Origin of the sequence: Halogeometricum sp. S3BR5-2 (assembly GCF_031624635.1) — an archaeon.
In the GTDB taxonomy this organism is placed as follows: domain Archaea; phylum Halobacteriota; class Halobacteria; order Halobacteriales; family Haloferacaceae; genus Halogeometricum; species Halogeometricum luteum.
The window spans coordinates 73,255-85,514 of sequence record NZ_JAMQOQ010000009.1 but is presented as its reverse complement, the minus strand read 5'-3'; the positions used below and the strand labels follow the sequence as shown (position 1 = coordinate 85,514).

Annotated in this window: 13 protein-coding genes; 5 read left to right on the top strand and 8 right to left on the bottom strand. The window is 57.1% G+C overall.

Features of this window, described 5'->3' with window-relative positions; translation table 11 throughout:
- Positions 1–7 precede the first annotated feature (7 nt).
- From NDI79_RS22535 to NDI79_RS22520, 4 genes are all read right to left on the bottom strand, one after another.
- A complete protein-coding gene (locus tag NDI79_RS22535) occupies positions 8–2,662 on the bottom strand; it encodes a heavy metal translocating P-type ATPase (RefSeq protein WP_310930861.1) in 2,655 nt (884 codons plus the stop codon).
- Between the two features lie 710 nt (positions 2,663–3,372).
- On the bottom strand, positions 3,373–3,639 hold the full coding sequence (locus NDI79_RS22530; RefSeq protein WP_310930860.1) for a DUF7996 family protein: 267 nt from the start codon (positions 3,637–3,639) through the stop codon (positions 3,373–3,375).
- Complete coding sequence (locus NDI79_RS22525) at positions 3,639–3,830, bottom strand: DUF7333 family protein (protein ID WP_310930859.1); 192 nt, start codon at positions 3,828–3,830, stop codon at positions 3,639–3,641. The genes NDI79_RS22530 and NDI79_RS22525 overlap by 1 nt, the downstream gene beginning before the upstream one ends.
- 16 nt (positions 3,831–3,846) lie before the next feature.
- Positions 3,847–4,251: a DUF7541 family protein gene (locus NDI79_RS22520; RefSeq protein ID WP_310930858.1), complete on the bottom strand. Its 405-nt coding sequence runs from the start codon at positions 4,249–4,251 to the stop codon at positions 3,847–3,849.
- A 375-nt stretch (positions 4,252–4,626) separates the two neighbouring features.
- On the opposite strand from NDI79_RS22520, the gene NDI79_RS22515 reads away from it, so the two are divergent.
- The 3 genes from NDI79_RS22515 to NDI79_RS22510 all read left to right on the top strand — a co-directional run bounded on the left by NDI79_RS22515 (position 4,627) and on the right by NDI79_RS22510 (position 8,357).
- Complete coding sequence (locus NDI79_RS22515; RefSeq protein ID WP_310930857.1) at positions 4,627–5,910, top strand: RNA-guided endonuclease InsQ/TnpB family protein; 1,284 nt, start codon at positions 4,627–4,629, stop codon at positions 5,908–5,910.
- Positions 5,895–6,257: a DUF7520 family protein gene (locus tag NDI79_RS23720; RefSeq protein ID WP_425499657.1), complete on the top strand. Its 363-nt coding sequence runs from the start codon at positions 5,895–5,897 to the stop codon at positions 6,255–6,257. Before NDI79_RS22515 ends, NDI79_RS23720 begins: the two co-directional genes overlap by 16 nt.
- Positions 6,258–6,926: 669 nt before the next feature.
- On the top strand, positions 6,927–8,357 hold the full coding sequence (locus tag NDI79_RS22510; RefSeq protein ID WP_425499660.1) for a hypothetical protein: 1,431 nt from the start codon (positions 6,927–6,929) through the stop codon (positions 8,355–8,357).
- A gap of 86 nt (positions 8,358–8,443) precedes the next feature.
- On the opposite strand, the gene NDI79_RS22505 is transcribed toward NDI79_RS22510, so the two are convergent.
- The 4 genes from NDI79_RS22505 to NDI79_RS22490 all read right to left on the bottom strand — a co-directional run bounded on the left by NDI79_RS22505 (position 8,444) and on the right by NDI79_RS22490 (position 11,422).
- Positions 8,444–9,511 (bottom strand): iron transporter, encoded by a 1,068-nt coding sequence (locus tag NDI79_RS22505; protein ID WP_425499656.1) that lies wholly within the window; start codon positions 9,509–9,511, stop codon positions 8,444–8,446.
- 462 nt (positions 9,512–9,973) lie between these two features.
- Positions 9,974–10,255 (bottom strand): DUF7410 domain-containing protein, encoded by a 282-nt coding sequence (locus NDI79_RS22500; protein ID WP_310930854.1) that lies wholly within the window; start codon positions 10,253–10,255, stop codon positions 9,974–9,976.
- Complete coding sequence (locus NDI79_RS22495; RefSeq protein ID WP_310930853.1) at positions 10,252–10,422, bottom strand: hypothetical protein; 171 nt, start codon at positions 10,420–10,422, stop codon at positions 10,252–10,254. The genes NDI79_RS22500 and NDI79_RS22495 overlap by 4 nt, the downstream gene beginning before the upstream one ends.
- Positions 10,422–11,422 (bottom strand): IS630 family transposase gene (locus NDI79_RS22490; RefSeq protein WP_310930852.1). Its coding sequence is split into 2 segments (ribosomal slippage): positions 10,422–10,930 and positions 10,930–11,422, totalling 1,002 coding nucleotides; the frame shifts between segments, so codons are not numbered across the junction. Before NDI79_RS22490 ends, NDI79_RS22495 begins: the two co-directional genes overlap by 1 nt.
- Before the next feature lie 160 nt (positions 11,423–11,582).
- Here NDI79_RS22490 and NDI79_RS22485 point away from each other — a divergent pair.
- Together NDI79_RS22485 and NDI79_RS23715 are read left to right on the top strand one after the other, a co-directional pair.
- The gene (locus tag NDI79_RS22485; protein WP_310930851.1) at positions 11,583–11,873 is read left to right on the top strand and encodes a hypothetical protein; all 291 of its coding nucleotides are present in this window, start codon (positions 11,583–11,585) and stop codon (positions 11,871–11,873) included.
- A 42-nt stretch (positions 11,874–11,915) separates the two neighbouring features.
- Entirely contained in the window at positions 11,916–12,140 is a 225-nt protein-coding gene (locus NDI79_RS23715) for a DUF8139 family protein (RefSeq protein ID WP_425499659.1), read from the top strand.
- Positions 12,141–12,260: the final 120 nt, after the last annotated feature.

Here is a 12,260-nt window from a genome sequence, read left to right as displayed (position 1 = left end):
AGTGGTATTACTCGGTCAGTAACGAATCCGGCGTGATGCGAGAGAGGCGCATTGCATTTCCAGTGACGCCGAGCGTCATCCCGGCGTCACCGATGAGGACAGCTGCCCAAATTGGAACGAGGCCAAATGGAACGCCCAGTGCAAGCAGGCCCTTGGCGCCGAGGCTCGTCCAGATATTCTGCCGAATCACGCTGTTTGCGTCGTGCGAGAGTTCGTAGAGGTACGGCAGCTTCGACAGGTCGTCACTCATGAGCGCGATATCCGCCGTTTCAAGAGCGGTATCCGTTCCGGCCGCGCCCATCGCGACGCCCACGGTCGCCGTCGCGAGTGCTGGCGCGTCGTTGACGCCGTCGCCAATCATCGCAACCCCGTCGTACTGTTCGTCGAGTTCCTTGATTGCCTCGACCTTCTCATCAGGCAGGAGTTCCGCCCGGAACTCGTCGACGCCGACCTCGGTAGCGATCGCCCGTGCGGTCCGTTCGTTGTCTCCGGTGAGCATGATGATGTGCTCGACACCGAGGTCGTGAAGTCGCTGGATCGCCTGCTTCGCTGCGGGTCGGATCTCATCGGCCACAGCGATGACGCCCTCAATCTCGTCCTCGGTCCCCACAAGGACGACGGTCTTCCCCTCTGACTGGAGCTCGGGGACCGTCTCCTCGAGGAGGTCGAGACAGTCATTGCGCTCGCACATCTGACGGCTCTTCGTGGTGACGACACCGCCGTCAGTCGTCGCATGGACGTGCGCGAGGTCGAAGCCCAGTTCCTCGAAGAACCCGGGCTTGCCCGCGTAGTGCTTCTCGCCGTCGAGGTCGGCCTCGACGCCTTTTCCAGTAATACTCTCGAAGTCGTCGACTGTTGGGGTCCCGATGTCGCTCTCCTCGGCAAATTCGACGATCGCCTCGCCGATGGGATGTTCCGACCGCGATTCCAGCCCGCGGGCACACCGGAGGACATCCTCCTCGCTGTTGCCATTGAGCGGGACGACATCCGTGACCGTAAGTTCGCCCTTCGTGATTGTCCCGGTCTTGTCCATCGCGATCGCTTCGACCGCGCCCATCGCTTCGAGGTGGTTCCCACCCTTGATGAGAACGCCGTTTTTCGCGGCACTGGTGATCCCCGACACTACGGAGACGGGCGTCGAGATGACGAACGCACACGGACACGCAAGCACGAGCAGCGTGAGGCCGTAGACAATGAACGTCGGCCACGACGCCCCGAATAGGAGGGGCGGGATAACCGCCACCAAGATCGCGAAACCGACGACGACCGGCGTGTAGTATGAGGAGAACCGCTCGACGAACTGCTCGCGTTCGGTCTTGTTCGATTGAGCATCCTCAACCATCTGGACGATGCGCGAGAGCGTGTTGTCGCCCGCTTCAGAGGTGACCTCGACCTCGAGATACCCCTGTTCGTTGATCGTGCCGGCGTACACCTCGTCCCCCGGTGTCTTGTCGACGGGCACGCTCTCGCCGGTAATGGGGGCCTGGTTGACGGCACTTTCACCATCGAGCACGTCTCCGTCCATCGGGATTTTTTCGCCCGGACGCACGACGACGACGTCACCGACAGCCACGTCGTCGACAGGAACCGTCACCTCTTCACCGTCGCGCTTGACCGTCGCCTCGTCGGGTGAGAGGTCCATCAGTTCGCGCAGCGAGTTCCGGGCGCGATCCATCGAGTAGCGCTCGAGCAGTTCGGCGACGCTGAACAGGAAGGCGAGCGTGGCGGCCTCGAAGTACAGTGACTCCCCGAAGACGAGCCCGGCGATGACGGCACCGCTGATGGCGATGCTCATCAACAGGTCGATATCGAGATTCAGGTTCCGTGCAGAGTAGTAGCCGTTCCGGAAGATGACCTGGCCAGCGACCCCGATGGCGACGAGGAAGAGGATGTCGGCGATGAATAATTCCCGGCCGACGATCTCAGCCACAAGCACGTTCTGGCTCGTAAGGAGGAACTCGAAAAGGAGCCCGAGGGTGACGAATCCACCGCTGATCCACGTTTTGATCGCCCGCGAACTGGTCCAGACGCTCTCGCGGTCGTCGATGGGGCCGCTCTCGGTGTCCGCGTCAGTCGCCGTCGAGTCGGTCACCTCGTACCCAGCGCTCTCGATGGCATCGACGATCTTCGGTGGTGAGAGGGATTCCGCATCGTACGTGACGACTACCTTCCCGGTGGTTGGCTGGGTATCGTAGCTCGATAGGCCAGAGAGGGTATCGAGGGCGTTCTCTATTTTGCCTGCACAGGATGGGCAGTCCATCTCGGGGACGGTGAATGTCGCGGTCGTCTTGCCCTGACTTTCGACTGTGTAGCCAGCTTTTTCGACGCGCTCGGCAATCGCGTCTGACGTGGTTCGACCTCCTTCGTAGGAGACAGAGAGAGTACCTGTCGTCACTTGTGGATCAACGCCGGTGATACCGTCGAGTTTCCGGACGCTATTTTCCACTTTCCCCGCACAGGATGGGCAGTCCATCTCGGGGACAGAGAACTGGGCGACTTCGCCCTCGCTCGACGATGTCGCGGTTACGTCGTCGGCTCCGTGTCCATCGTGGTCGTGGTCGTGGTCGTGGTCGTGGTCGTGGTCGTGGTCGTGGTCGTGGTCGTGGTCGTGGTCGTGGGATTCATCATCTGACTCGTGTGAATCCCGGCCGGACGATGTCATTACCAGAAGCTAGGCAATGGCGCATTATTAAACTGGCTGCTGTAAAACCGCTTCTAAATAAGCATCTTTAGCAATTATCTGGAGTTGAGTTATTAACAATCTCACTCCGACAACATCAAGATCCCGTTGTGCTTGTTCGGGAACTGCACCAGAGGGTCCATGTCTCGCGTTGAGAGATACCCATGTATGCTCCGCTGGAAAGCGCTTGCTCTTGGGAGTGCGGTTGGACTCGTGACGCTCGGAGCAGGACCATTTATTTCCTTTCCCCCAGATGTTCTGTGGGCGGAGTAGTACTGCTGTTGAGTATAGGATTCGTTGGCGGGTTTATCGCCGGTCGGTTCCCGAGTGACGGGTGGCGAACAACTGCCGTGCATGGCGGGGTTGGTGGTGCTATCGGCGGTCTCGTCTTTGCACTCACGCCCTGGCTGAGCATGAATTACGTCATCCCGCGCCCCGTACAGCGCATTCTGGGGAATCAATTACTTCACCCCCACCAGCTCGTCGAGGCGTATGGGAAACTCCTCACGGTAGGCCTCGCCAGCTTCGGTGGAGTCCTTCTCGCTGTTGAAGGAACAGGAACCATCGCCGGGAGCGCTGCCGCAGACTCCTCGGCAGAGCCGTCCTATACAGCACCATAATCCACGTTGCCATCCCTGCCTCGGCTGTCGGAATGGTGGGTGGTGAGGTACTGGATTCATCGTTTGTATGGGCTACGACGAAGGGGTATCTCCCTCCGGTGGGTTGCTATCTTGGTCTGGGTCCCCGTCCTCAGTGAGTTGAATTCCTGTGGGACCGGTGAGGTCAAGCGGTCGAATCCAGAGATACCAGATGGCGATGACGCCGAACCCGTATCCACCCGTCCAGACGAGCCCAGCGAGAGTTGTGTAGCCTGCAGATGCCAAGGCGTAATCAGCGAGTCCCGGGATGAGAATCGCCGCGACGACTGTGAGCCCGAACTGTGCTTTCTTGGGGAGCATTATCGGTGGTGACTTGCCCGGTATTCGCCATGTTTGACGCCTAGGGCGAGCGACAGGGCCCCGAAGACGAGGAGGCCGACGCTCACCATCGCAACGGTACTCGTGCTCATCGGACTCATCGCCGTGCCGCCAACGAGAACGGCCAGCAGGATGATGAACGCGATCGCGGTTGTGGTCGTGTTGAATTCCATGTGTGTTGTAGTGATCTCAATCAGATGTTGTTTCTGTCGACTCGGTCGCCGCCTTCGAATCTCGGGCACGTGTCCGGATGAACCCCACCCAGAGGAGTGCACCGAGGAGACTGAGGACGCCGGCGATGGCGATCGACTGTCCGCGAACCGTCGTCCCGGTCTGATTCTGTAGTACCAACGTAATCCCAATGCCGACTAGTGCGACTCCTTGCACCCCAGCCGCCCGCGCAGGTCGAGAAACGTACCCTGCTTCAGTCAGGATGCCGGCAACCGACCCGACGAACAGCAGCAGTCCCGCGACGGATACTGGACGAAGTCCGAGAACGACGCCAACCTCAGAGAGCGCTAAGCCGAGGGCAACGAACAGCGGCCACGGGCTCGCTCCAGTGTAGGTTGAATTGGTGTCGGACTCGTCACTCATTGTCGGGTAGTAACGGGAGTTCACTTGTTTCCCTGAGTCCTATCTCCTGATTACGGCCATTCCGATACGCCACCGGTCGTCTCCAGGGGACACCCGCTGCAGACAACCGTTGGCACACTCCTGACGATCGACTGTGGGTGTGGTGACTCTCAAATTGAGTGGCCATTACTGGAGTTACGGCCACGAACATAATAAACCGACTGTTATCGTGTCACCCTATTTTGCCTGATGAAATCATAGATTCCTCAAGGTGGATACCTGCGCCTTTAGGTGCAGGAGGAACCCGACATGATTCTGTGACTGTTCTCCGTCGATGGCTGGCCAGTTCCCCAGCCCTGTATTAGTCTTTACGTACATATTCCATCTTGTGATGGTATGGAGGTCCGCCGGACCGTCCCCGTCAAGCTCGACGTGGATAGTGCCGACGCGGACCTCCTCCGCGAAACGATACAGCAGTTCCTCGATGCCGCGAACTACGTCGTAGACGTAGCGCAAGACGGCGAGTGGGTCGAGACGCGGAAGTCCACGCTCCACGAGGAAACGTACTCTGTGATCCGTGACCGAACCGACCTCCACAGCAACCATGTCCAGTCGGCTCGGGACCGCGCTGTGGACGCGCTCAAGAGCGTCGTGGCGAAGTGGAAGCAGGGCGAGTACGCCTCGCTCCCGACGTTCACGTCTCGGTTCTGCGAGTACAACCAGCGCAACGCGACGTTCTACGACGACCACGCCACGCTGTCGACCGTCGGTGGGCGCGTCACCGTCGGGTACGACTTCCCCGACGAGAACCGCGACACGCCCCACTCCCAATACCTCCTGAACGACGACTACGAGACGACTGGTGCCACCCTCCACGAACGCGAGGGCGAATTCTACCTCCACATCCGAACAACGGCGGATGTGGACGCCCCCGACCGTCCCGAGAACGGAACGGTTCTCGGTGTCGACCTCGGGGTCGGGAACATCGCTGTCACATCGACGGGGGTGTTCTGGTCCGCCGATGAACTCAACCACTGGCACCGCGAGTACGAGAAGCGGCGCGGGTCGCTCGCGCAGTGCGGGACGCGGTGGGCGCACGAGAACATCCAGTCGGTCGGACGGACGGAGACGGGTTGGTTCGAGCAGATGCTCCACCGTGTCGCCAACGGAATCGTTACAAAAGCCGTCGAGACGGGGTGTTCGTATATCGCTTTCGAGCGGCTGACGAACATCCGTAAGCGGTTGCCACACGCGAAGTGGCACCACCTCTGGCCGTTCCAGCGGCTCACGGGCTACGTCAAGTACAAGGCTGAGGCTCGTGGGATCACCGTCCAGGTCGTGAATCCACAGTATACGAGCCAGCGGTGTTCGACGTGCGGATTCACCCACGAGGACAACCGCCCGTCGAGAGAGTCACTCCGCTGTCAGGACTGTGGGTACGAGAATCACGCGGACTACAATGCGGTCGCCAGAACCTGCAGTTCTGGCGGGCAGCCAGACGCCGGGCGTCTGGCGACGGCGAAGAACATCGGTCTGAAGCTCCTTCGGAACCAAACCGAGGCCGAAGGAGGCGCACCCGTAGGCGTGCGCTTGAACAGCGGGATGCTGAACACGAACGGGGTTGTTCCCGTACCGGATTCGGTTAGAGTGGGAGTCCATGCTGAATGCCATGGCCTTTAGGCCGTGGTAGCTTACTTCGAACGCTACCAATTAATAACCCAAGCCGAACAAGAGCGTTCTTACACTATCGGCTACAACTAACCTGTATGGGCGATACGGTACGTACTCAGAGTGGAAAGCGAATCTTCGGACTCGTCATACTCGTCGGGATCGCCGTCGGCGCTGGACTCGGATTAATTATTGGAACGAGCTCAGAGATTCAGCACATTTCTGTTCTTGGTTCCGTTCTCTTTCATCCGACACCCCCGAGTATGGCACTCTATGGAGCAACAGCAGCGACACTCGGGCTCGGTGTGATTCTTGGTATCGTACTAGTTCTCTCTCAGTTTGACCAATCTGCAGTATAACCCTCTGTCATATGTTAATTTGCCGTCAAGTGATTTTATACAGTTGCTCCACTTGCTCTTTCCTGTGTGCATCTACTGCGACGCCTACGAAGAAGACCACGAGGGGGAGAGCCAGCCATCGGTCGAGCACAACCACTCCGAAAGAAAGGCCACATCCCCGCCGTCAAAGGGAGTGCTTGGGCAACTTCGTTCCTCGATAGCAAATCTGTTGTAACCGACGATCTCCGTCTAGTGGTGGCGCCACGTAGCTCGATATCCAAGGGGGTGATGCTCGAACGTCGAACCAGAACGGTTTCAAAGCCGAGTTCGTTAGTTCTTCGTAACAGCGATCGATCGTGATGTCGCAAATACGGACTACTATACCGAGGAATAAAACACCTGCTGGCACTTGTGAGTACTGCGGGCATCCGTTTCCAACCAACGAGCGTCTCGTGCTCCACAAAGGGCTAGAACATCATAGCCGACTTGACGACTCGGAGCAAGATGCGTTTGAGTCCGCGTTGACTGCCGAGGAGGAGGACTTACGAACACTCCGTTTGAAAGCACTCGCAGTATTGGTTCTGTTATACTTCGGGTTATTATTCCTCTATGCCATCTTCGCGTGACCCAGATACGGACGTAACAGTCTGCGCTGAGAGGCAGCCGAAGCGATGGTCTCTCTCGAATGTACTGAAACCTGTGCTATCAGTACCTCGATGGAGAGTTGGCGTGCAGTTTTTAGCGTGGGTCGCGCTGTTGCTGTTCTTCGTGGATACCGTCGCGGCAGGGAACGGTCTTACGCTCTCGAAGCAATCACGAGACACGCTGGCAGTCCCGCAGTGGCTCTATCTTGCGACGGGAGGTGCCACAATTGGGGCATCCGCACTCCTCGCGAGTTTCGTTACCGATCGAGCGTTCATCCAGGATCTACACAGCTGGTCACAGACACTTCCGACGGTTGAACGGGGGTGGGATTCACTTGCTTGGATCGGCCGTAGTCTTGGAGTCGCTGCCCTCGTGCTGTCGATATTCCTCGGGTTTACTGGACCCCAGCTCCCAACGGCAAGCCTCACAATCTTGCTCACGTTTGCTGGGGTTCGCGCTGGCCTCCCAATCGCGACCTATTTCGTTGGGAACGTATGGCCGGCTCTCAATCCGTGGCAAACGATCGCCTCCATTCTTCCCTCCGGATTCCGCGAGTATCCGCACGCGTTGCAGCGCTGGCCAGCCGTTGGTGGGCTCTTGGTGCTCGTCTTGGTCGAGGTTATTTTTCCCGTCAGTGCTGTCCCATCCATTCTCGCGATGGCCATCCTAATCTATTCGACGATAACGATTGCCGGTGCTCTCCTGTTCGGCCCAGAATCGTGGTTTGATAACGCAGATCCACTCTCAGTCCTCTTCCGGCTGTACGGTGCTGTCGCACCCATCCAACGAGAGAACGGGACGCTCCAAGTGAAGCTTCCAGGGAGTGACCTTCGAAATGCAGACTTAGTTACAGATGTCTCCGACGTCGCGTTCATCATCGCGCTGATCTGGGAACTAACGTACAGCGGCTTCATCACCACCAGTGCCGGTGCAACGACCATCGAGACACTTGTCGGCATCACTTCCCTCGGAATCGTGAACGTAGAGACTCGCGCAATCCTCGTGTACACGTTACTATTCGTCTGCGGGTATGCCGTCTTCTTGGGGGCATACTGGTATGCGGGCCGCCTCTCACGACGTAGGTCTGGTACCTATATCACCGCTCGGACGATCGCATTTCAGTTCTCCCCACCACTCCTGGCAATCGCAGCAGGGTATCACTTCGCTCACTACGCCGGGCTGTTTGTGTCCCTCAGCCCGGCACTGATGATGGCTCTCACCTCACCATTGTCTCCACCAGCGAATCCGTTGATTCTGTCTCCCCCGTCATGGTTTGAGGGATTAGGTATCGCGTCCGTGCTCATCGGGCATCTTTTCGCAATCTGGGCGGCCCATGCGGTTGCGTACGATCTCTTCTCAAGCCGACTCGTCGCGGTACGGAGTCAGTATCCGTTCATCGCGGTAATGATCGGATACACAGTAATCAGCCTCTGGATTATCTCCCTCCCCGGCGCGATTCCACCGTACCTGTCCTAACTGCAGCTGAAATTTGCTATCGAGTGTGACCGCTTGTACCACACCAGCGGTGGGCGAGCTTGAATTCGTGGATGGCTCCAATCTCTTCACACAGTAAACTCGATTGGAGCCATATCGAGAAAGGCGGTCTCGTATCCGTCGTGTCGTGCGAGCTGGGGCGGCGTCTGTACGGTGATCGTGACCGAGTCGCCAGACTCAATCCCGGGGATGGATGTCCCGTAATAACAGCTAATCTCCGGATCGAGGGATGCCCGAAGCGGCCCCTGAAAAACCGTCTTCTGTCCGCGTTCCACGGTCGCCGAGAGCGCCATCCGTGGGAGAACGACACGATTGTACGGCGTTCTCGGAGAGACGATCATGTACGGGCGATCATCCTCACCAAAGCGAGTCCCTTTCTCAACGACGGTGACGAAGAAGGTCGCGTCACCAGAGGACCCGTCACCGATCAGCCGACCGGGAAGATTGTCTTTCCGGGGGGCCAGGGGTTCAGGCATCATCTGCATCTCCATCAGGTCGACAGTTCCTCGGGTCCCCGCTTTCTCTCCCAGCCGCCGATATTCGAGATTGTACGTTTCACTCGTATCGAACGTGAAGCTCATCGTCGCCGATTGTGCCTCCGTGAATCGGCCTTCGAGGGGTTCCGTCCGATTGGTCTGAAGCGGACCGACGCGGAGGGTGATGTCGTATTGTCCCTCACCGGGCAGTCCGACGTTGTCTCCGTAGTGAAATCCCATGTTCGGCGAGATCATCGGCCACAAATTGGTGCTGGTCACCTGGCCGTCAGTATTGCTGATCTCCACGGAGATATCGAGGGGCAGGATCGTCTTCGTCTCCACGTCCCAGACGCTCGCCATGAGATGGAGGGAATCACTGGATCGGACGACGACCTTCGTCTTGTTCGTCCCCGTTAGGTTCCAGAACCGATGCGGGAACGAGTGCATCAGTGCAAATCCGACGTCGCCAGCTTTCGTCGTCCCGTACATTCCCATCCCTTCGACGATTGCCGGATAATAGACTGCATCAGGCCGATCCTGAACGAGAGGGGGGTCCCGCCATGCGGATTGCGTCTCGAAGCCGAGACGACTCAGACACCCAGTGAGAGCAACCCCACCAGCAAGTCCTGCCCCTCGCGTAATGAGGGCGCGTCGCTTCATATGGTGTTCTTCTCTCCATCGGAGGTAGGAATTCTGGTTCAGTGCTCGAATCACCCCGTCACTACTCCCTCCGGGTGATTGACTGAACAGCGGTTCTTCGACCCCTCAACACAAGATAGGCCCTACGTTAATCGGATAACAAAGCCGGTCAGAACCAATAACGAAACGATTCCGAGCAGTGCTACCAGCATGAGATTCTTATCCTCCATATCCAGAGCTTAGATGGGAGCGCCAAATGAGTGTTCCTTTCGAAAGCCGCGTCTCAAGTCGCGTTTTGTGGACTCTCAGAATTGTCGTTCTGACTTCTATAGTTGCTTTGAAACACACGGGCTACGGCGACCCCGGCCACGTCATCGAGTCGTTCTGACTTCTATAGTTGCTTTGAAACTGTGTGCGCGTCGAATCGCACAACGATGCGCGATCGAGTGTAGCATGACTTTCAGAGCCGACGGTAGTAGATCGCTATCCGAGGACAATCATATAAATGAGCACAATTATCGCATACGTCACGCCAAGACCAACGACGATTTTCATGTGGTACATCCAGAGTTCGTCATCCTCAGCCGCCACTGCGTCTTCGTACGCGAGGTGCTCGTCTTCGGTCCACTCATTCGAGTGAACCTCACCGATGTGGAGCGCACACGAACGGGCGGTATCGAACGGGCGATGACAGTACTGACACCGGGCTTCTGGCGGTTCATCATCGAGTACTGCAGTCTCTGGGGTGAGGACACCGGAAGTCATACGTATGGTGGGGGGGTGAACGGTTGGGTGACAACCCACATGCTCGTCATCGTGTAGAAGATCATTACGATGATGAACGGATACTGGCTCCGGATGGGTTTGAGTTTACCGGGGAACAGTGCGAAGGCCAGCGCGTGGGCGACCCAGACAGCGACTATAGTAGTCATTAGAAATAGTTGCTCACTTCTGGAATGGAAAGTTGGTCGAGAGCGGTGTCGATTGCTGTTGTAAGATCGTCGAGCGAGTCAAAGAACCGGTTGCTGAGAGCCGATTGTAACTGTCTCCAGCACTCCTCGACTGGATTGAGCTCCGGTGAATACGCCGGCAGCGTCACGAAGGCGAGGTCGTCACGGGCCGCCAGGTCCGTGACGGCTGACGCCTGAAAATACGGCGCTCCATCCAACACGACGAGCAAATCATCCTCGAATTCTTCACATAACGCGAGAATGAAATGCTTCGCGTGGTCGGCGGTTACGTACTCGGTGAACCGGGAGAAAAAGCGATCACCGTTCTCGGTGATCGCGCCCAGCAAACACGTCCAGTCGCGTTGCCCAGAGAGTTCGACAGAGGGCCGCGTGCCACGCGGAAACCACGCGGCACGCGGCTCAACTTGCACGGATTTCTTGGTTTGATCGATACAGACTACGGTGGCGTCCATCTCCCGCCGCTTTTTTTGAGCTCATCGTAGAACTCCTCTTGCTCGGTTTCGTCAGCTTCGGCGGCTTTCCGGCGTGGTTTCTGATAGCTCAATCCCGCTTCTTTCAGCAACCGCCGACAGCTCGGGATTGAATACTCGACGCCGTAGGTTTCTTCGAGAAAATCTTGGGCAAGCGCCGGCGTCCACGCCGGCGCGTCGATCCCGACTTCTTCAGGAGGTTCGTGGACGGTTTCTTGAAATTTGTTTAGCTGTGTTTCTGAGAGTTTTCGCTTCCTCCCAGTTCGTTTATCATCAGAAACGGCTTGCTCAAGCGACTCGTCGGTGTCGAGTCGCTTGAGCCAGCTGTAGATCGTCCGCCGCTGAACATCGTACCACTCGGCTAGTTCGGTCTGCGTGACACCGTTCTTGTATGCGATAGCCGCTAAGAGCCGTTGTGTCGGCTTCTTTCCGTCAACGTTGTCGAGAGCGTCTTGCAATTCCTCGACGGAAATCTCGTCGAGATGGTTCATTATCTCTTGCAAGACCCTCTGAGTAAAAAGTTCTAACGGTTACTATAGTGCCGAATTAGCCTCGCAGAAGTTCAAATAGCATCGGGAACGAACTGGAATTGTGACCGAATTAGATCGATTACCCCTGACCGACTCCGGACACGTTGTAAAGCGACATTCGATGCAGTGGCTCGATGGATTGGATAAACGAAGCGATTCTGAACTCAAAGACGCAGTTGTTCCAAAGCCAGCGGACTTCTCTGGGAGCAAGTATCCAACTGCGATATCCACAGTCCGAATTACGGGAGCACCTGAGTTTGTCGAGGCAGCCGGTAGTTTTCTCAAGCCATTACTTGACTTCGAAGATGACACAACTCGTGTGGAGATCAATCTTCAGCAAACCGAAGACCGGGACACCGGGGAACTGACCGATAATTACGCGCTCTATGTGTCAATCGCTCAGCGAGGGTAGTTAGTCATAATACATCAAGTGGAGCCGAACGATAGAGATATAATGAGAAAATTAGCCGAGGGAGATCGTGTTCGAATCGATATTCCAAATGAGACGGATATGGATCATAGACATCACGGAAAGCACGGACAAGTAGTTCTAGTACTTGAAGACGATGCAGCACAAGAAACAGGGGAAATCCGGGATTCGTGGCTATACCGAATTCGCTTAGAATCTGGAGAAACGCTTGACGTTCGATGGCGTGATCTACGGCCACCAGTTCGATAGCAGGATGGCGTTTTGAGGACGAACCATAGACGCGTTCGGTGAAATTTAACTAACAGAGCCTTGCTGTCTGGTTGGTTAATCAGCGAGCCCACCGCCATCCTGACCAGATCGTGCGGAGCT